The following is a 19,955-nucleotide window of genomic DNA, read 5'->3' as shown; positions in this document are numbered from 1 at the left end:
CTTCACCCCACAAACCGGGCCTGGCGCCGTCGAACTTCCTCGCGCACCGCCGGTATCACCCAGCGCCCGTAATCCACCGTGTCATACAGCGGGTCATAGCCCCGGTTGAGAAAGGTGGTCACACCAAGGTCGACATAATCGAGCAACGCCTGGGCCACGGTCTCCGGCGTGCCCACCAGTGCGGTGGTATCGCCATAGGCACCCACCGCCGTCGCCGTCGGCATCCACAACGCCCGGTCATGCCGGTCGGCACGGGCGGCGGCTGCCAGCAGGCGTTCAGAACCGGTGCCCTTGATGCGTTTCTGCCAAGGGCTGTCGGCCGCAAATTGCGGGTTGGCCTTGATCTGCGCGAGGATCTGTTCGGCACGCTGCCAGGCCTGTTCCTCGGTGGCACCCAGGATCAGCCGCACCGATAAGCTGACCCTAGGCGCCGCCACGCCTGCGGCGTTCGCGGCAGCCTTGAGTTTGCCGATCTGCTCGGCGACGCCGCTCAGCGGTTCCCCCCACAGCGCATACAGATCCGCATGCTTGACGGCGATCTGGTAGGCGATGTCGGACGAGCCTCCGAAGGAAATCGGGATATGCGGCTGCTGCAGCGGCCTCACCGGTGAAAAGGCACCCTTGATATTGAAGTAGCGGCCCTCGAAGTCGAACGGCGCCTCGGCCGTCCAGGTGCGGCGGACAATCTCCAGGTATTCGTCGGCACGCCGGTAGCGCTCGGTCTTGTCCAGCAGCGTGTCCCCCTCTTGCGGCTCGGCGGTGATACCGGTGATTGCATGCAGGCGGATGCGCCCGCCGCCGGTGGTGTGGTCGAGCGTGGCGAATGCCCGTGCGGCCACCGTCGGCGCGGTCAGCGCCGGGCGGTGGGCAATCATGAAACCCAGGCGTTCGGTGTGCGCGGCAGCATAGGCGGCAATCTGCAGGCTGTCGGCGCTGCCAGGGCCGCTGGCGATCAGCACCCGGTCGAACCCGGCATGCTCATGGGCGCGGGCGTGGTGACGGATGAATGGCAGGTCGAAGTCGGGTGTGCGTACGCCACGGGTCTCGGACCACTGGCGGGGGAAGATCATGCCGACAAATTCAATGGACATGGCTAAGGCCTTTCAGGTTGAGGAGGAATCAGAATTGGTAATCGACCTGGGCCAGCAGCGTGCGGCCCGGCATCGGTTGCAGAAAGGTATTGGTGGACCCGGCCAGGCCACTGACGAAATTCAGCTCGTCGGTGACGTTGAGCATGCGCACCGTCACGCCCCACTGCGGCTGGCGGTAGTACACGGCAAGATCGAGGTTGTATTCGTCCGGCACTTTCACCGTCTTGCTCAGGTTCAGGTACCAGCTGCTGGTCCACCAGCCGGAAAGCTCAACGCCAAACCCTGAGTCGAAGCGGTAGTCGACATACCCGCCAGCGTTGTATTTGGGGATCTGCACCGCATCGAACTTGCCGGCCGGGCGCTGGTTGAGGCTGTTGTTGTCGCCAAACACAGTGCCGTTGTCGGGGATGAAGCCGGCCGAGGCAAACCCGGCCTGGCTGGTGAACTCGTTGTAGGCGCTGATGCGGCTGAGGTTGAGGCCGCCGCGCAGGTGCTGGTCCTGGTAGCGCAGGGTGGCTTCCCAGCCTTTGACGATCAGCCGGGCAATGTTGTTGTTGCTGTCCGGCGACTGGTCACGGGCCTGCTTGTAGGCAGCCAGGGTGAAGAACAGCTGGTCGGGCACAGCCTCCACCTTCAAACCGACCTCATGCAACACGCTCAGGCTCTCGAAGGCCAGTGGGTTGAGCTGGTTGGCCCCCGTGCCGCTGCCCCAGCCCAGGCCGTTGGTGAAGAAGCCGGTATTCACTGCGAGGGAACGGTCGAACGTGTAGTACAGCGTGCTGTTTTCCGTGGGTTTGAAATAGGGACTGACCTGCACCGAGAACAGCCGGTAATTATCCGAGTCCTTGCGCGGGTTGCCGCCGGTCAGCACGAACGGGTTTTCGATGCGGGCGTCGATCCAGCTGCGGCTGGCGCCCACGTTCAGGCCCACACGTTCACCCAGGCGCAGGTTGTGCTGGCTGAACAGCGTCTGGGTGGTCCAGGTGCTGTCGGCGGTGTAGGGCGCCACCGATTCTGCATACAGACCGTGCCCGGCCGGGTACATGGCGGACAGGTTGAGCCAGCCGTAGTAGCTGGAAAGCTGCGGCACACCGGGTTGGCCGATCCAGGCGGCGTTGCCACCGGCGGGGTTGCGGCCGCTCAGGCCGAGCAGGTCGCCGGGGTTTTTCAAGGTGGGGTCGAGGGTCAGGTCATAGGCGTTGATGGTGCTACCGAAGCTGTTGTTGGCGGCGATCGACTCATTGCGCTCGCGGCGGTAGATCAGCCCGGTGTTGCTGTCGTCGACCAGGGTCAGGTCGCCCAGTTGCCACTGGCCACGTGCGCGGAATTCGAAGCGGTTGTCGAAGATGTCGTCCTTGCCCTGCACCTGGAACGCCCCGACGGCATCGGTGGTGTCGGTGGAGTGCTGGTAGAAGGTGCTGTTGGCCAAGGTGATCGACGGGGTCAGGTCGCCTTCGATGCGCAGTTGCGTGGTAAAGCGCCGCGAACGGTTTTCGTCCTGCGCACGCTGGCCGGTTTGTGACGACAAGGAGGTCAGGCCGTTGCCCGCCAGCGACGGGTCATAGACCCAGCCCCGCAGGCTGCCGGGGTTGGCCTGCGTATTGGGTGACGCGCCCTGAAAGCTACCGTTGACCACCTGGTACTGGCCCTGGGCATTGCGCTGGCGTTGCACCCAGCCCAGCACCTGGGCATCGGAGGCACCGGAGGACAGCACTGGCGACCACAGTGTATTGCCGTTCTGGATGACCGGTGTGGCGCGGCCGGCGTAGTACTTGCCGTGGTCGACCAGGTCTTGGGTGGCGCGGTTCCAGCCGTGGGTGATGTTGTAGTCGAAGTAGTCGTCGTAGGCGGCGTTCCAGTCCACCCGCAGGTTGTCGTTGCGCCAGGCCAGCGCGCCGTAGAAGGCGTCGAAGTTGTTCTCGACATTGTCGTAGAAGTCTTCCTGGCGCTGGCGGGTGATGCTCACCCGGTAAGCCAGGTTGTCCGTCAGCGGGCCGGTGTTGTCGATGCTGAACTTGGTGGCATCGCGTGATTCGCCATCGGGGATCCAGCTGCCGATTTCGCCGCTGAGCTTGGTGCGGAAACGGTTGAAGTCAGGCTTCTTGCTCAGGTAGTTGACGTAGCCGCCACTGCCGCTGACCGAGCCGTAGGTCACCGACGACGGCCCGGCGACGATGTCGGCGCCTTCGTAGGCGTTGAAGTTGGCCGGGTGGCGCACGCCGTAGGCGCGCTGGCCATCCTGGAACACCTCGGTATTCTGCCCGCGCATCTGCGGGGCGATGCCGGCGTTCTGGCCACCGCCGCGGGTGATGCCGGGGGCGTACTTGACCAGGTCGTCGGAGCTGCGGATCGGGTCGTTGGCCAGTTGCTCGGCGTTGATCTGGGTGACCGAGCGCGGGGTGTCCAGCACCTTGGCTTCCAGGCCGCCATAGACCGAGGCGGGCGGTCGGGTGGGCAGGGCATCGTCGTCAGTCTGTTCGGCCTGCACCGTGACGGTTTGCAGTTGGGTGTCTTGGGCGTGGGCCAGCGGCGCGCTGGCGGCCAGCATGGCCAGCGCCAGGGCGCTGGGCGGGAATTTGGGGTGCAGCAAGGTCACGCGGGACATTGGCTGGGCCTCGTTCAATAGCAGGAATGTGGGAGAAGCGAGGGCGCAGCCGCGCCTGCGGTTGGGTGGGTATCTCTCAAGCCTGTCAGGAGGTTCTGTGGGAGCGGGCTTGTCCCGCGAACCAGGGCGAAGCCCTGGCCATGCACCTCTGGTGTCCAGGCGGGCCTATTCGCGGGACAAGCCCGCTCCCACAGGGGAATAGGCTGTCTTGGGGCGGATCAGGTTTTCAGCCACAGGCTCTCGAACCGCCAGGTACTGAACAGCGACTGCTCGGCCTGCGCGCCCCCCACGCGGGTGCTGACGCTGTCGAGCAGGTCGGCAAAGCCCCATATCAGCATGCCGCCGCGCTCGTACTGAATGCGTTGCGCCCGGTGTACCAGCGCTTTGCGTTGCTCCAGGTCCGGCTGGGCCATGGCGGCGAGGAAGGCCTCACTGAATTCCCGGTCGTGGAAGTGGGTCTTGTTGGCTACAGCAAACGGCGCGTCGGTGTGGATGGCACTGGCCAGGAACGGCGCACCGATGCTGCCGCCGGTACTCAAGGTCCAGTCGTCGCGCTGCGGGCCCTGGAAGGTGGCCAGGTCGACCTGGCGCACGTTCAGGGTCACGCCGATACGTCGGGCCTGCTCGGCCAATACCAGGGCCGAAGCCAGCCCCGGCCCTGGTGTGGTCACCAGATCCACCTGCAACTGTTCATGGCCGGCCTGGCGCAGCAACTGCGCCGCACGCTGCGGGTCATGAGGGCGCGGGCCAAGGCTGTGGTCGAAGGTGGGGTCGAACGGTGCATACAGGTCGTTCGCCACCCGGCCCTGGCCATTCAGCGCACGGCGCACCAATTCGTCACGGTCGGCCAGCAGGCGGAATGCTTCCCGTACGCGCGGGTCGTTGAAGGGCGCCTTGGCGGTGTTCATGTCGAACGACAGCCAGTTGCCGCTCACCGATTTCAGCAGCCGCAGCCGAGGGTCGGCCTGCAGTACCTGCAAGTGCTCGGTGGACATGACGTTGGCCATGTCGATTTGCCCCGCACGCAACGCTGCCAGGCGGCCGGTCTGGTCCTTGAAGTCGATGATCTCCAGTTCATCGGCGTAGGGCTTGCCGGGCTTGTAGTAGTTGTCGAAGCGGGTGAACAGCGAGCGCTGGCCTGGGGTGAAGCTTTTCAATTTGTACGGCCCGGCACCGACCGGGTTGGTGACCGGGTGGTAGTCCACCGGTACGATGCCGCCGAAGTTGACCCAGGTTTCTGCCAGCGGCAGGTAGCTGCGCCCCTCGCGAAAGCCCAGGCGTACGGTGCGGTCGTCCAGCTTGACCAGGTTGTCGCGGTCTACCCAGTGCAGCAGCGCCGCATAGGGCGAGGCCAGCTGCGGGTCGGTGAGGCGGCGGATGGAAAAGATCAGGTCGTCGGCGTCGATGGTCTTGCCGTGGTGGAATTCCAGCCCCGGTTTCAGCCGCAAGGTCCAGCTGCTGGCATCGGCATTGGGCTCGGCGAACTCGGCCAGGGCCAGGCGCGGCTGCATCTGCTCGTCCCATTCCCACAGTTTGCTGTACAGGGCAAAGCCACGCACGATGCCGCTGCCGATGGGCTTGTGGGCGTCGAGGTTGCCGCTCTGGTTGCCGTCGATGATGCCCAGGCGCAAGCGCCCGCCGTGGCGCGGCTGGTCGGCTGCAGCGTGGGTGGGGCTGTCGGCGGGGCCGCAGCCGGCCAGCAGCCCGCCCGCCAGCACGCCAGCGTGGCCGAGGAAGCCGCGCCGGCTCAGTGGGTAACCGTCCCTGGCCATGGCGTCAGGCCCCGTTGCTGGCGTGCAGTTGCACGGGTTCGGCTGCCGGGCGGGCAAGGGCTGCGCGCTGCGCACGGAAGTGCGGCAGGATGTGTTCGCCGATGCGGTAGGCCTCTTCCAGGTGCGGGTAGCCGGCGAGGAAGAACAGATCGACACCGATGCCGTGATACTCGCGGATACGCGCCACCACGTTGGTGTAGCTGCCCACCAGTGCGCAGCCCGGCGGGATGCCGATGTAGCCGAAACCGGTCCACACATTGGGGTGGATGAAGAAGTCGTCAAAGGCCTGCTGCTGGTCCTGGTCGCTGTAGCCGTGCTCGTAGCTCAGTTTGCGCGCCGTGCGCAGGCCGGCGTGGGCGGCGCGGGCCTTGACCGTGCCTTTGGCCACGCCTTCGTCGAAGAAGCGCTTGGCCTCGGCCAGCGCGGCTGCTTCGGTCTCGCGTGCGATCACGTCGATGGACAGGCCAAAGCGGATGTCGGTACGGCCCCACTTCAGCGCCCGGGCGCGGATGTCGGCGATCAGCGCGGCGATCTCGTCCGGGTGCTCGGCGCGCATCAGATAGAAATCGGCGTGCTTGGCGGCGAACTCGCGCGCTGCCACCGACGAGCCTGCGGTGCAGATCAGCGGCAGCTCGGCCTTTTTCAGCGGGCCGCGCAGGCCACCGCCCTCGGCGCGGTAGTAGGTGCCTTCGTAGTGGAACTGCTCGTTGTGCCAATAGCCGCGGACCACGTCCATGAATTCGGTGGCACGGGCGTAGCGCTGGTCATGGTCTTCAAAGTCGCCCACCTGGCGCTGGATAGCATCGGAACCGCCGTTGATGATGTTCCACACCAGCCGGTTGCCGGTGGCGCGCTGGTAGGTCGCGGCCTGTTGCACGGCCACCCACGGGGTGTAGTGATAGGGCTGGAACGCGGTGACGAATTTCAGCGTGCGGGTTTCCCGTGCCAGCAGCGAGCACACCGTCCATGGCTCTTCGCCGGTGGGGGCGTTGACCATCAGTGCGCCGCCAAAGCCGTTTATTTCAGCGGCGCGGGCGATTTGACCGAGGTAGTCGATATAGGTGAAGTGATCACCCACGGCAAACCCCGACACCGCACCGGTGCTGGGCCCGCCCGCATGCCAGTCGCCGCGGTTGCGCGGGTCGCCGGGGAGGAACTGGGTTTCGCCATGCAAGGGCAGGCGGGTGAAGAATTCGATGCTCATGGGTTGGCCTCCTTACTGGACGCTTGGGCTGCAATTGGGGGTGACCGGCTGGCCGCTGATGACCTGGTGGGCGAAGGGGATCGAGTCCTTCAGCGAGGCATTCACCGTTTCGCTGTGGCCCAGGCCCTTGTAAAGGTGGCCCTGCACCACCGAGCCGGCCTTGCAGGCGTCCTGCATCAGCGCCACTTGGGTAGCGGCGGCGGGGGTCTTGTCCTCGGCGCCGGTGCCGATGAAGATCGGCTGGGCCAGTTTCAGGGTCGGGTACGACACCTGCGCCAGCCATGGCTTGAGCTGGTCGCCCTTGTAGTCTTTCTTGGCGTTGGCCGGGGTCAGGCCTGTGCCGACCACGTCGCTGACCAAGGCTGACAGGCAGCTGGTGCGCGCCTGCTCGAACAGCGGCAAGGCCTTGTCGGTGTAGAAGTCGCGCGGGTCGATGCTTGGGTCGTACTGCTGCGCAGCCAGCAGGGTGTAGAAGCCATAGGCCAGGGCCGGGTCGACCTTGTCCTGGTCTTGTTCACCGACATTCTTCGAGCCCACGGTGTAGATCACCCCCGTGCCGATACTGCCCTTGACGCCCAGCTTGGGCGCATAGGTCGCCGCATAGGCACCGGCGGCAAAGGCCCCGGCGCCGCCTTGCGACTGGCCAATGATCAGCACCTTGTCTGCCAGCCCTGGCACGCCGGCGACCACCGCCTTGGCCGCATCGAGAATGCCGTAGGCGGCCATGCGGTTGTTCAGCAGCGGATGGCCACCCGGTACACCGAGGCCTTGGTAGTCGGTGGCGACGATGGCGTAGCCCTCATCGAGCCAGCGGTTGAGGTATTGCACATCGCGGTAGCTGCGGCCAGCCCAGGACGGTGCGCAGATATCTGCCACGCCGACGGTGCCGTGGCCCCAGCTGGCGACCGGCCAGCCGCCTGCCGGTGCCTGGCCTTTGGGAATGAACAGTGCGCCGGACACCACGATCGGGGTCTTGCCGTCGATACCATCCAGCGAGGTGTAGAGAATGCGTTGCGCGCTGGCTGCGTTGGGCAGGCTGAGTGCCTGGTCCAGCGGTTCGCTGCGCAGCAGTTTACCGGGCGTGCCGGGGATGGCCTTGCTCCAGGTGTAGAAGGCCGACACACGGCCATCGCCCTGCTGCGGATCAGGTTTGGGTGCGTAGGTTTCGGCGGCCATGGCACCGATGGACAGGGCCAGGGCGCTGAGGCCGAAGACGAGCGAAGCAGGCAGTTTCATGGGTAAGGCTCTCAAGGTTGTTGGCTGATCTGGGCGTCGAGGGACGGCCAGTAGTGGGTCAGTTGCAGGTCGATCAGCGCCTGGCGGGTAAAGCCTGTGGCCAGGTCGCTGGTAATGTCGTAGGGCGTGCGGATCAGCCGGTTGGCCAGGGCGTACTGGCCCAGGGCGTCGTAGTGGGCCTTGAGCTGGGCATCGCTTTTCGGTGCCCAGCGCGCCTTCCACACGACCGGGTCGTCCTGGTCGTCCCGGCGCAGCACGCTTTCGCTCACACCGGCGCGCGAAGACAACCCGTAGTAGGCGTCGCGGTTCTGCTCCTGAGAAATCCACCAGGCGGCGCGCACCCAGGCGGTGGCCACCAGCTGCGTCAGGTCGGCGTGCTGCTGCACGAAGCGGTCAGTGCCCCACAGGTCCGACACCAGCCGCCAGTCGTTGGCGCCTTGCTTGGTCGACCAGAGGATGCGCGCCACGCCTTTGTCTTCCAGGGCATAGGCTTCGTTGAGCAGCACGGCAGCGTCGACCTTGCCGGCGGACACCGCAGCCGCGCCTACTTGCGGGTTGAGGTTGGCGATCTTGAAATCACTGAGTGCCAGGCCCTGGCTTTGCAGGAAATTGCTGAAGGCGAACTCCCATGGGCGGCCGCGGTGCAAAGCCAGGCGCTTGCCTTTGAGGTCCTGAATGCTGCGCACCGTCGAGTCGCTCGGTACTACCAGGTAGATGTTGTTGCCGCTGCCACCCGGTACCACCAGCTTGCCCGGCACCTGGCCGGCGCCGGCGATGACCGAGGGCAGGTCGCCGCGTACGGCAAAGTCCAGGCTGTCGTTGCTGAAGCCTTCGTTGATCTGCGGCCCGGCGCCGGCATGCGGCAGGGCGGTCCATTGCAGTTTCACGCCGCGGGCGGCCAGTTGCTGTTCCAGCCAGCCTTCTTCAATCACCCGCCCCGGGATGCCGCCGAACACCGGGGCGCCACCCTGGGTGAAGGCAACAATGGCGATGCGCACCGCCGCCGGTGGCTCGGCGGCCAGCGCAGTCAGGCTAAGGAACAGGCCGCCCAGCAGGGCGAGGGCATTACGCCAGGGATTGTTCATGTGCAGCTCCAGGCAAAGGTTCTACAGGCCAGGAGCGAAATGCATGCCAGCATGCCTTGAAGTGGCGCAAGCCCCCTATTTACAGGGCCTCCAGCCATGAGCACGTAGGTGTGCAAGGCAAGGTCTGCTGATCGGCGGGCAGGGGAGTGCTGACGGGTTGCTGCTGTGGCAGCAATCAGCTGCTGAAAATTTGAATATTCTTAATTCGAATATCTAAATATTAATTAATAATTTTTTGATCTAATTTGTTTCATGCACTATGGGCCTGCGCGTCAACTGCCAGGAATGCCCCTATGTCGCTGATCACCCACCCCAATGCCCGCGAGCTGACCAAGTCGGTACGTGCCACCGTGCTCGTGTTCAAGGACCCGCGCTCCCAGGAACTGCTCAGCCGCATCGAGCGCCTGGCGCCCAGCGAGGCCAACACTCTGATCATCGGCGAAACCGGCACCGGCAAGGAGCTGGTCGCCCGTCATATCCACCACCTTAGCCGCCGTGGGCGTGAGCCATTCGTGGCAGTCAACTGCGGTGCCTTTGCCGAAACCTTGGTGGAGAGCGAGCTGTTTGGCCACGAAAAAGGCGCGTTTACGGGCGCCACCAGTAACAAGGCTGGCTGGTTCGAGGCGGCTAATGGCGGCACGTTGTTCCTGGATGAAATCGGTGACCTGCCGCTGAACATGCAGGTGAAGTTGCTGCGGGTGCTGCAGGAGCGTGAAGTGGTGCGCCTGGGTTCACGAACGCCGATTCCGATCAATGTCCGGCTGGTGGCGGCGACCAACGTCAATCTGGCCGATGCGGTGGTGGCGGGGCACTTTCGTGAAGACCTGTTCTACCGCCTGCATGTGGCGACGATTCGCTTGCCGCCGTTGCGCGAGCGGCCGGGGGACATCCTGCCGCTGGCGGAATTCTTCATCGAGGAACATTGCCGACGCCTGGGTTACGAGCGTGCTTCGTTGAGCCCGGATGCCGAACGCAAATTGCTGGCGCATAGCTGGCCGGGCAACATCCGCGAGCTGGAAAACGCCATTCACCATGCGTTGCTGGTGTGCCGGTATCAGGTGGTGGCGCCGGCGGACCTGCACCTGGTCGATATGCGGCCACAGGTGGCGGCGCCTGCGGCCCATGCGTATTTGCCGGCAGCGAGCGCGGCACCGCCTGACCTGGAAAGCGCGTTGCTGGCGTTGTTCGAGCAGAACGTGCCGAATTTGTATGAGCATATTGAGGAGACGGTGTTCAGGGCGGCGTATCGGTATTGCCACGGCAACCAGTTGCAGACAGGGCGGTTGCTGAACATCAGCCGCAACATCGTGCGGGCGCGGCTGGAGAAGATTGGCGAACTGTCGAAGGCTTGATTTGCTTGTCTTGGGGCCGCACAGCGGCCCGAAAGTGGCTTGGTTATTTGATGAAGCGCACCTGGCTGATGATCTTCTCGATCACTGCCCCTTTACGTTCGTTGAAGCGGGCCTTGTTCTGCTCGAACAGGTTGTTGCCCTTGGTATCGATGGAGATGATCAGCGGCCCGAACTCGCGAACACGGTTCACCCAAAGGGGCTCCGGCATGCCCAGGTCCTGCCACTCCGCACGCTCTACTATCGATGTGGCCATTCGCTTTGGTGAGCTGCCTGATTCGCGCCTGATCGCGCGCAAGATCGCTGCCAACCGCCGCCGGTTGTGCGCGGCGCCCGCTTACCTGGAGGCCCACGGCACCCCTGAAGCACCAAAAGACCTGGCCAGCCACAACTGCATCGTGTTGCGCCAGAACGATGCCGCGTTCGGCATCTGGCGGCTCAGCCGCGGCAAGCAGAGCGAGTCGGTGAAAGTGCGCGGCAGCCTGAGCACAAACGATGGCGAGGTCGCCCTGAACTGGGCCCTCGATGGGCAAGGCATCCTGATGCGGGCCGAGTGGAACCTGGCTGACCACCTGCGATGGCGCATCGTCAGCTCAGCGTTCTTGGGCCTGGCCGAAGACCTTGGTTTCCCATGACCGCTGCGCAAAGCAATTGCGAAATCCGGTCAGACTCAGGTTAAATGAGAGTCATTATTAAAGACGCTCTCATCGGTTCTACCATGTCCTGTGCTGACCCTTCCCTGCAAAAAGCCGTGCACACGCTTTACGAGGACCATCATGCCTGGTTGTGCGGGTGGCTGCGCCGCAAGCTCGGGTGTGTGGAGCATGCGGCCGACCTGGCCCAGGACACGTTCATGCGGGTACTGACCCTGCGCAAGGCGGCCGAGCTGCAACAGCCACGGGCTTATCTGAGCAGTATTGCCCGCAGCCTGATGATCGACATGTTTCGGCGGCGTGCCGTGGAGCAGGCCTACCTGGAAACCCTCGCGGCACGGCCTGAGCCTGTAGAAGTTTCGCCGGAGGCGCGCCTGCTGATCATCGAGACCCTGCTGGAAATTGATCGGCTACTCGACGGGCTGGGCTCGCGTACCCGCGAGATCTTCCTCATGGCCCAGCTCGATGGCTTGAGCTATGTGGAAATTGCGCGGCGCCTGGATGTTTCGCTCACTACTGTCAAAAAGCATGCAGTGCGGGCGCTGACCCATTGCCTGATGCTGGCCGAGGCCTGAACCATGGCGGCCGAACCATTGGACCGCGATACACTGGAGGCTGCCGCACGCTGGTATGTCGAGCTGCGCTGCGGGGCGGATGACACCCTGCGAGCGGCGCACCAGCGCTGGTTGTCGAGTAACCCGCAACACTTGCTGGCCTGGGAGCGCCTGGCACGCTTGCAGGGCAAGCTGGCGCAGGTTACGCCCGGCATTGCACGGCCGACGTTAACCAGTGCCAGGGCCAAGCGACGTGAGGTCCTCAAGGTGCTTTCAGTGCTGCTGGTCGGGAGCGCGACAGGGGGGGTAGTGTTGCAGGATGGCATCGTTGCACGGTTGACAGCCGATGTGCGCACAGGCGTTGGCCAGCAGCGTTCGTTGCGGCTGGACGATGGGACCCAGTTGCGCCTGAACACCGACACTGCTGTTGATATTCGCTACAACGGCGAGTGGCGGGCCCTTGAGTTGCTCAAAGGAGAGATTCTGGTGCAAACCGCCTCGGATGCATTGTCTCGGCCTTTCGTCGTGCATACCGGGCAGGGTAGCGTCCGCGCACTCGGTACGCGCTTCATCGTGCGCTGCGACAACGACCTTGTGCGGGTCTGTGTATTGCAGCATGCCGTGGAGGTGCGCAGTGCACTTGCCTTGGCGTCTGTGCGGGTAGAGGCCGGGCAACAGCTGGAATTCAGCGCGGGGAAAACCGGCAACGTGACACCGCTAGCGGCGATGGCAGACGCCTGGTCCCGCGAGATGTTGATCGTGGATGACTGGCGCCTCGCCGATGTTGTCAGCGAACTGCAGCGGTATCGGCCCGGGTACCTGGGCTGTGATGAGGCCGTGGGTGGGTTGCGACTGTCCGGGGCGTTTCACTTGGGCGACATCGATATCGTCCTGGAAAACCTCACGACCACGCTGCCTGTGCGCATTCGTCGCTTCAGCCGCTACTGGACGCGCGTCGAGGCTGCCTGAAGCCTGATGCCGGTAGTTGAGCATTTTAGGGCCGCAACGCGGCCCCAGGATGCTTGATTGAGTGTCATGGCCTGAAGGCTGGCGATTTTTTTGCCTGGGGGGGTTATCGATTGTCGTTCTCGTTCGACTTGTAGGTAGACGCGCACCAAGCGCAATGAAAACACTGCCGCAGGGCGAAAGGAAACCGCATGCTCGCTGTCAACGATTGCAACCGCATCCTCTTGATCAACTCGACCAAAACCAGACTGGCGCGTGCCGTGAATCGCGCAATGTTCAGTGTGGTGCTGGCGACGCCATTGGCAACGCTGATGGTGACCAGCCCTGCCATTGCCCAAAGCCAGGCTGAAACTTCGTTCGATATTGCCGCCGGCCCCCTGGCCACGGCGCTTACGCAATTTGCTTCGGCTGCGGGAGTGACGGTGTCCTTCGAGCCGTCATCGGTGCAGGCACTGAAGTCGCCCGGCCTGCATGGCCGCTACAGCTCCGATGCCGGCCTGCGCCAGTTGCTGGCGGGTAACCGGTTGCAGGTGTTGAAGCAGGCCAATGGCAGCTACTCGCTGCTGCCCATGGTCGGTGACGATTCGACCCTGCAGCTTGATACCACCAGCATCACCGGTGCGGCTGCGGAGTCCGCCTATGGGCCCGTGAATGGCTACGTTGCCAGCCGCAGTGCCACCGGGACCAAGACTGACACGCCCATCCTGGAGATCCCTCAGGCCATCAACGTGATCACCGCCGACCAGGTACAAGCCCAGGGCGCGCGCAACCTGACCCAGGCGCTGCGCTACACCCCGGGCCTGGCCACCGGCGGCTTTACCGATCGCAACAGCATTGCTGACGAAATCACCAGCCGCGGGTTTGCTCCGACCCCGCTGTACCTGGACGGCGCATACCTGCCGTACGCCGGTAGCCTCGGGGGTGCACCCCAGATCGACCCCTACACGCTGGAGCGTATCGAAGTACTCAAAGGCCCATCTTCGGTGCTGTACGGGCAGAACCAGCCGGGTGGGTTGATCAACATGGTTTCCAAGCGCCCCACCCGCGAGCCGCGTAGCCAGGTGAAGCTTGGCGCTGGCAGCTACAACCGGGTCAACGGCGCCTTCGATACCAGCGGCCCGCTGGACGAGCAGAAGGTCTTTACCTATCGCCTGGTCGGGGTTGCCGACAAAGGCAACGAAATGGTCGCTCACTCGCACAGCGAGCGCTTGTTGCTGGCGCCGAGCCTGACCTGGGCGCCAAACGAAGACACGTCCCTGACGCTGCTCGCCCAAGTGCAGCGTGATGATGGCCTGCCCGATTATCAGACGTTGCCGATGATCGGCTCGCTCAAGCGTGGCCCGACAGGCCAGCATATCGACCGCGACTTCTTTTCGGGGGACTCGCGGTACAACGATTACAAGCGCAACCAGTACATCTTCGGCTATGACTTCAGCCACCGTTTCAATGACGAGCTGGCATTCAGATCTACCGCGCGCTACACCGACGTACGAGACCGCTACAAAGGCTTTTACCTGCGCAGCTTCGTGACAGAAGGTGATGTGGTCGACTACACCCGCGCCAACCGGGTCAAGCTTGACTGGCGTCAGCACAACATCGCCTACACCCTCGATAACAACCTGGAGTACACCTTTGACACGGGCGCACTGCGGCACACCTTGCTGGCCGGCGCGGACTACCGTCACTTCTCGCGCAAGTACGATGGTTACAACGCCTACAACGTGTTGCCGGTCGACCTGTATGGCAAGAACAACTACCCCACCAGCAACGTAACGCCGGTGCTGGATACCCGTTGGGACAATACACTGCGCCAGACCGGGGTCTACGTGCAGGACCAGATCAAGCTGGATAACTGGATCCTGACGGTAGGCGGGCGCCAGGACTGGGCGGAAGTGGACAACAAGGATCTGCTGGCGCACAGCATTGCCTCCCAGCGCGACAGCAAGTTCACCGGGCGCATCGGCCTTACCTATGTCACCGAGTTTGGCCTGGCGCCGTATGTCAGCTATTCGCAGTCGTTCTTGCCAACCGTGGGCACGGCAGCGCCCGAGCGCGGTGGCAAGGCGTTCGAGCCAAGCGAAGGCGAGCAATACGAGGTGGGGCTGAAGTATCAGCCTGTCGACGGGACCTTGTTCACGGCGTCGGTGTTCCAGGTAAAACAGAAGAACATGCTGACCGGCGATACCGAGTACCCGCAGTACCAGACGCAAAATGGCGAGGTGCGCTCCCGTGGTGTGGAGCTGGAGCTCAAATCCAGCATCGAGAATGTCGATGTACTGGCCGCGGCCACCTACATCGACTCGTTCTATACCAAAAGCACCTATGGCGACCAGGGCAACCGCAATGAGGCGCAGGCCCCGGTGTCTGCCACATTGTGGGTGGATTACCACTTCACCCAGGCCACCCTCAATGGCCTGACCTTTGGCGCCGGGGCACGTTATACCGGCCGCAAACAGGGTAACTCGGCCAATACCTTCGAAGTACCGGCCTACGCCGTGTATGACGCTACCGTCAGCTACGACCTGGCCAAGCTCGACCCAAGCCTGCGTGGCCTGCAGGCCAGCGTGAATGTTCAGAATATTTTCGATCGCGAGTACGTTTCTGACTGCAACTACGCGTTTGGCTGCTATTACGGACAGGAGCGGGTTGCGTCGGTAGAGCTGACCTACGACTGGTGATCAAGCCCCCGCGCCACGCGGTATACTCCGCGCCATTTTGCCAATGGCGGGAGAACGCTATGCGCCAGGTTTTGCTCATCGTCGATGTCCAGTCCACCTTCAGCCCGCCCGAGTGGCTGGTCGATGGCTTGCGACGGTTGTCAGCGAACATCCCTACCGTTGCCTCGGTCGAGTTGCACGACGAACAGGTCACGCCGTTCGAACGGCAGCTCGGCTGGCACCCGGCTGCCGAGGACGAAAGCCTGGTCGAAGCCGACCAGGTGTTCGTCAAGCATGGCTACGGGCAAAGCGCCGAAGCCATCGAGTACATCAGGCAACTGGGTGTGGAGCGCGTGCTGGTGTGTGGGCTGCAGACCGAAACCTGTGTGCTGGCCGCCGGCTTTGCCCTGTTCGATGCGGGGCTGACGCCCACCCTGGTGACGGACATGACGGTTGGGTCTTCACTGGACCGGTCGGCCAAGCTGGGGATCCAGCTGTGGCAGCATCACTTTCGCCACGTCACGACCTCGGCTGAAGTGCTGGCCGAACTGGCGGGACAACGCTAAGACCTGCAGTGCCAGATCATCGTGCAGGCAGGCTAGTCTGTCAGTCCTGTGGGAGCGGGCTTGCCCCGCGAACACCGGCAAAGCCGGTGCCATGCAGTGCACGGTCCCCCTCGCGGGACAAGCCCGCTCCCACAATGGCTGGGCGCTGGTTCACCGCCCTGTCAGAAGTCCCAGCGGGTCGTGACCATCAGGTTGCGTGGTTCGCCGTAGTACGTGGTATCGAAGTTTCCAAGCCCGGTCAGGTAAACCTTGTCGAACACGTTGTTGGCATTGACCGTGAAGCTCAAGTGCTCGCTGTACTGATAGCGGGCCATCAGGTCCACCAGTGTGTAGCCGCCTTGCTTGATGCGGGTATAGTCGTTGGCGATCGGGCTGTAGATATTCCCGTAGAAGCCGCTCTGCCAGCGCAGCCCACCGCCCACGGTCAGCTGGTCGAATGCGCCAGGCAGGCGGTAAGTATTGAACAGCCGTACCACGTGCTCGGGCTTGGTGGTTGCCAGTGGGAAGCCGAAAATCCGTTGGTCGTCGGCATCGCGGGTACGGGCGTAGGTGTAGCCGGCGGTGACGTTCCAGCCGGGTGCCAGTTCGCCGGCCAGCTCCAGTTCGACGCCCTTGGTGGTGGCGCCGTCGATGGCTTTGTAGATGCCTTCGTTGGTCACCGGGTTGGTGCCGATATTGGAAGCGACGTTGTCTTGCTCGATGCGGAAGAACGCCAGGGTGCCGTTCAGCTTGCCGTCGTACCAGGCAGCCTTCAGCCCGGCTTCATAGCCGTCGCCTTCGACGGGTGCGAGGGTGGCGCCGTTGATGTCCTTGTAAACCTGCGGCTGATAGATCGACGTGTAGCTGGCATACACCGAGTAGGTGTCGTCCAGGTCATAGACCACGCCCGCATAGGGGGTGACCACACCGTGTTCCTTGTAGCTTGCGTGGGTGTCGCTCAACGAAGACGTTGGGTAATAGTCCTGATCATCGTTGTACTTGAAGGTGCTGACCCGGGTGCCGAGAATGACCGAGAGCTTGTCGGTCGGCCTCAGGCGGGTGGCCACATAGGCGCCATTCTGGCTTTGCGTGGTGGTGTAGTCGCCGTTTTTCGGGAAGTTCTGCTCCGGCAGTTTGCCGTTCCAGTCGAAGATGGAGCCGGGCACCATGGCGAACGCGCTGGCGTCGTAGGTATCGCCGGTCTGCTTCGAATGCGAGGTCATGAAGCCTGCCACCAGGTCGTTCTCACGGCCGAACAGGGTGAACGGGCCGGATATATTCACGTCTGCGGTGTTTTGCACGCGGTGACCTTCCCAACGCCCCCAGTACAGGAACATGCCCTCGCCGGTTGCCGGGTTTGGGTTGCCGCCGCTGGCAGACGCCAGGCGCGTGTCATGGTCGCTGATCATGTGGTTGAGGCTGAGCTTGACCTTCCAGTCGTTGGCCAGGGCCTGCTCCAGCGAGGTGAAGTACGTGGTTGACTCGAAGTCGCGACGGCTCCAGTCTGCCGCCGGGTTGTGCGAACGCGAGAAATCGGTGCGGCTGCCGTCGGAAAAGTAAGTCGGGTTACCGGTCCACGACGACCCACGCGGAGTCGTGGTCTGGTTGTCGATGCCGAAGGTGAGCAGGGTGTCGGGTGTCAGGTCGGCTTCAAGAATGCCGTAGTAAACATCCTTTTTCTGCTTGTAGTGGTCCAGGTACGACTTGCGGTCCTGGTAGGCCCCCACCAGGCGGCCACGTACGCTACCGCTGTCGTTGAGCGAACCCGAAATATCACCTTCGGTACGGTAGTTGTCCCAGGACCCCGCGCTGGCGGTGATCGACGCCTTGAAGTCTTGAGTGGGCTTCTTGCGCACCAGGTTGACCGTCGCCGAGGGGTCGCCAGAGCCGGTCATCAGGCCGGTGGCACCCTTGATCACTTCGATGCGGTCGTAGGGCGCCATGTCGACGTGGGTCACGCCCTCATCGTAAACGCCGTCGTAAATGGTATTGATGCCATCGTACTGGTAGTTGGTAATGGCAAACCCGCGTGCGGAGTACTCCATGCGTTCGCTGTCGTACGCCTGGACCGAAACCCCGGGCGTGTTGCGCAGCACGTCGCCGATGTCTTGCGAGCCGTGGTCGTCGATAACCTGGCGGGTGATCACGCTGACCGACTGCGGCGTTTCGCGCAGGGTCAGTGGCAGTTTGGTTGCGCTGGTGGAACCGCCGGTGGTGTAGGCGCCGGTACCCTCGGTGACGTTACCCAGCCCCAGCGCATCGACGCGGCTGGGGGCCAACTCAAGCACATCCCCCTGTTGGGTGCTCAACAGCAGCGAGTAGCGCCCGTCGCTTTCCCGGGTGGCCTGCAACCCGGTGCCACTGAGCAGGATCTGCAAGGCTTGGTCGACGTCATAGCGCCCCTCAAGCGCAGGCGAACGTTTACCGCGCGTCCAGTGGGTGTCGAACGACAGCACGATGCCAGACTCGGCAGCGAACTGGGTCAGCGTTTCGCCAAGGTCGCCCTGTGGCAGGTGGTAGTCATGGGCTTGCGCAGCGCTGGCAGCGCCAGGCCCCGCGAGCAGTGCAGTCAGTAGCAGGCAGGTGCGCAGGCCTGGCGCAGTGAAAGGCCTGGGTTTGAAGCGGCAGGTCATCGTCGCGTTTCTCTGATAGGTAAAAGTCGGGATACCTATGAGTCGGATAAGCCCTGGCAAAGTGATCAGGCGCCCAGCATTTTTTTACGCCGCCGTGATGGTGACCCAGAAACGCGTACGCACCTGTACCTGCACCGGCAGCGACGTGGTCAGCGCGCGCAGGATCTGGTCGGTATCGTCGAGCCGGTAGGTGCCGCTGATACGCAGCCCTGCCACGGCTGGCGCGCAGCGCAGCCAGCCCGGGCGGTAGCGTGAAAGGTTGCTGATGAAGGCGTCGAGGCGCTGATCATTGGCAATCAGCAACCCGCGGCCCCAGGCATCTGCGGCCAGGGGGACGGGTTCCAGCGCGGCGAAGCCTTGCTCATTGAAGCGACAACGCTCGCCACTGTTTACCAGCAGGGTCTGGCCCGAGCTCAGGGTTACACGGGCCTGCCGGGCAAATACCTCCAGGCTGCTGCCGTCATCGAACAGCCGCAGGGCAAAGCGGCTTTCGCCGGCTTCGACCGTGCCGCTTCGGGTGCTGACCCTGCAGTGCTGGCGCGCCGGCACAGTGACCATGACTTCACCTTGGCGCAGGCGCAAGCGCGCAGGGTCGAGCGCGTCATCCACATCGACCGCAGAGGCGGTATTGAGCATCAGCGCGGTGCCATTGTTCAGCATCAGCGAGCGCTGTTCGCCCACCCCGGTGCGCAGGTCTGCCAACACTGCAGACTGCTTGACCTCGCGGTACCCCCCCAGGCCCAGCGCGCCGCCGCCCAGCAGCAGCAAGCCTGCCTTGACCACCCGCCGACGGCTGGCGTTGCGGTCATGCGCTGCCAGCGCCAACACCCGTGCCGATGCCGGGTTTTCGCTTGCTGCCATGCGCGTTTGCAGGCGCTCGGCCTGCTGCCAGGCCCAGGCATTGACGGGCGCTGCATTCAGCCACAGTTGCCAGGCCGAGTAATCACTGGCCTGCACCTCACCGCTGTTGAGCTGGCTGAACCAGTGCGCGGCCTGGCGTAGCGAGGCCAGTTGCTCGGCGTTCAGGTTCATGCTCACTGGCCATGGCCAAGGCTGTAGATCATGCAGTGCTCGGCGGCCTTGGCAATGTAGCGGCGCACGCTGACTTCGGAAACACCCAGCTGGATGGCGATGTGCTTGTAGGGCATGCCGTCGATCTGCGAAAGCAGAAATGCTTCACGTACCTTGGGCCCGAGCGAAGCCAGCATGGCGTCGAGTTCGAACAAGGTTTGCAGCAAGGCCAAACGTTGCTCTGGTGAGATGTCCAGTGCTTCGGGTTGCTCGGCGAGCACCTGAAGCCAGGCCCTTTCCAGGTGCACCCGGCGCAGGTGATCGATCATCAGGCGGCGAGCGATGGTCGCCAGGTAGCCTTTAGGTTCGCGTACGGCGGCGAGCTTGACGGCGGCGTCGGCGGCAGACATGACACGCACGAACACATCCTGGACCAGGTCTGCTGCCAGGTGGCTGCAGTTCACCCGCGGTTTCAGCCAGTTATGCAACCATTTGCTCTGGGCCCGGTACAGCTGGCTGACTTGAGAAGTGAACGCTACATCCGGGATGCTCATCCGTGCCGCCTGAAAATGCTTGCAAATGTTAATTGTTCGC

Annotated in this window: 14 protein-coding genes and 2 pseudogenes; 6 read left to right on the top strand and 10 right to left on the bottom strand. The window is 63.6% G+C overall.

What is annotated here, in order from left to right; all coding sequences use genetic code 11:
- Positions 1-2: 2 nt before the first annotated feature.
- The 6 genes from LU684_RS04935 to LU684_RS04910 form a co-directional block, all read right to left on the bottom strand.
- Positions 3-1,091, bottom strand: coding sequence for an LLM class flavin-dependent oxidoreductase (locus tag LU684_RS04935; RefSeq protein ID WP_016486047.1), 1,089 nt, complete (start codon positions 1,089-1,091; stop codon positions 3-5).
- A 28-nt stretch (positions 1,092-1,119) separates the two neighbouring features.
- Complete coding sequence (locus LU684_RS04930; RefSeq protein WP_232894220.1) at positions 1,120-3,696, bottom strand: TonB-dependent receptor; 2,577 nt, start codon at positions 3,694-3,696, stop codon at positions 1,120-1,122.
- Between the two features lie 218 nt (positions 3,697-3,914).
- Positions 3,915-5,468 carry an ABC transporter substrate-binding protein gene (locus LU684_RS04925; protein WP_060516375.1) on the bottom strand — a complete coding sequence of 518 codons (1,554 nt, stop codon included), beginning with the start codon at positions 5,466-5,468 and terminating at the stop codon, positions 3,915-3,917.
- 4 nt (positions 5,469-5,472) lie between these two features.
- Complete coding sequence (locus LU684_RS04920; RefSeq protein ID WP_016486050.1) at positions 5,473-6,672, bottom strand: LLM class flavin-dependent oxidoreductase; 1,200 nt, start codon at positions 6,670-6,672, stop codon at positions 5,473-5,475.
- A 12-nt stretch (positions 6,673-6,684) separates the two neighbouring features.
- Entirely contained in the window at positions 6,685-7,908 is a 1,224-nt protein-coding gene (locus tag LU684_RS04915; RefSeq protein WP_232894219.1) for a lipase family protein, read from the bottom strand.
- An 11-nt stretch (positions 7,909-7,919) separates the two neighbouring features.
- Complete coding sequence (locus tag LU684_RS04910) at positions 7,920-8,993, bottom strand: ABC transporter substrate-binding protein (protein ID WP_016486052.1); 1,074 nt, start codon at positions 8,991-8,993, stop codon at positions 7,920-7,922.
- Positions 8,994-9,286: 293 nt separating this feature from the next.
- On the opposite strand from LU684_RS04910, the gene LU684_RS04905 reads away from it, so the two are divergent.
- A complete protein-coding gene (locus tag LU684_RS04905; RefSeq protein WP_016486053.1) occupies positions 9,287-10,345 on the top strand; it encodes a sigma-54 interaction domain-containing protein in 1,059 nt (352 codons plus the stop codon).
- A 43-nt stretch (positions 10,346-10,388) separates the two neighbouring features.
- On the opposite strand, the pseudogene LU684_RS04900 reads toward LU684_RS04905, so the two are convergent.
- Positions 10,389-10,583 (bottom strand): annotated as a pseudogene (locus LU684_RS04900) (L(+)-tartrate dehydratase subunit beta); the annotation flags it as partial.
- A gap of 1 nt (position 10,584) precedes the next feature.
- Here LU684_RS04900 and LU684_RS04895 point away from each other — a divergent pair.
- From LU684_RS04895 to LU684_RS04875, 5 genes and pseudogenes are all read left to right on the top strand, one after another.
- Positions 10,585-10,920 (top strand): annotated as a pseudogene (locus LU684_RS04895) (LysR substrate-binding domain-containing protein); the annotation flags it as partial.
- A gap of 140 nt (positions 10,921-11,060) precedes the next feature.
- Positions 11,061-11,570, top strand: a complete 510-nt coding sequence (locus LU684_RS04890) for a sigma-70 family RNA polymerase sigma factor (RefSeq protein ID WP_016486056.1) — start codon at positions 11,061-11,063, stop codon at positions 11,568-11,570.
- Between the two features lie 3 nt (positions 11,571-11,573).
- Positions 11,574-12,518, top strand: a complete 945-nt coding sequence (locus LU684_RS04885; protein WP_023047922.1) for a FecR domain-containing protein — start codon at positions 11,574-11,576, stop codon at positions 12,516-12,518.
- 188 nt (positions 12,519-12,706) lie between these two features.
- Positions 12,707-15,193 carry a TonB-dependent siderophore receptor gene (locus LU684_RS04880; protein WP_232894218.1) on the top strand — a complete coding sequence of 829 codons (2,487 nt, stop codon included), beginning with the start codon at positions 12,707-12,709 and terminating at the stop codon, positions 15,191-15,193.
- 59 nt (positions 15,194-15,252) lie between these two features.
- The gene (locus LU684_RS04875) at positions 15,253-15,738 is read left to right on the top strand and encodes an isochorismatase family protein (protein WP_016486059.1); all 486 of its coding nucleotides are present in this window, start codon (positions 15,253-15,255) and stop codon (positions 15,736-15,738) included.
- Between the two features lie 161 nt (positions 15,739-15,899).
- On the opposite strand, the gene LU684_RS04870 is transcribed toward LU684_RS04875, so the two are convergent.
- The 3 genes from LU684_RS04870 to LU684_RS04860 form a co-directional block, all read right to left on the bottom strand.
- Positions 15,900-18,350, bottom strand: a complete 2,451-nt coding sequence (locus tag LU684_RS04870) for a TonB-dependent siderophore receptor (RefSeq protein ID WP_232894217.1) — start codon at positions 18,348-18,350, stop codon at positions 15,900-15,902.
- An 84-nt stretch (positions 18,351-18,434) separates the two neighbouring features.
- Positions 18,435-19,382, bottom strand: a complete 948-nt coding sequence (locus LU684_RS04865) for a FecR domain-containing protein (RefSeq protein WP_232894216.1) — start codon at positions 19,380-19,382, stop codon at positions 18,435-18,437.
- A 2-nt stretch (positions 19,383-19,384) separates the two neighbouring features.
- Complete coding sequence (locus LU684_RS04860; protein WP_023047927.1) at positions 19,385-19,915, bottom strand: sigma-70 family RNA polymerase sigma factor; 531 nt, start codon at positions 19,913-19,915, stop codon at positions 19,385-19,387.
- Positions 19,916-19,955 lie beyond the last annotated feature (40 nt).

This window comes from Pseudomonas sp. NMI542_15 (assembly GCF_021283425.1).
Taxonomy (GTDB): Bacteria; Pseudomonadota; Gammaproteobacteria; order Pseudomonadales; family Pseudomonadaceae; genus Aquipseudomonas; species Aquipseudomonas fortuita.
The sequence above is the reverse complement of the archived record's forward strand: the minus strand, read 5'-3'. Positions and strand labels throughout refer to the sequence as shown.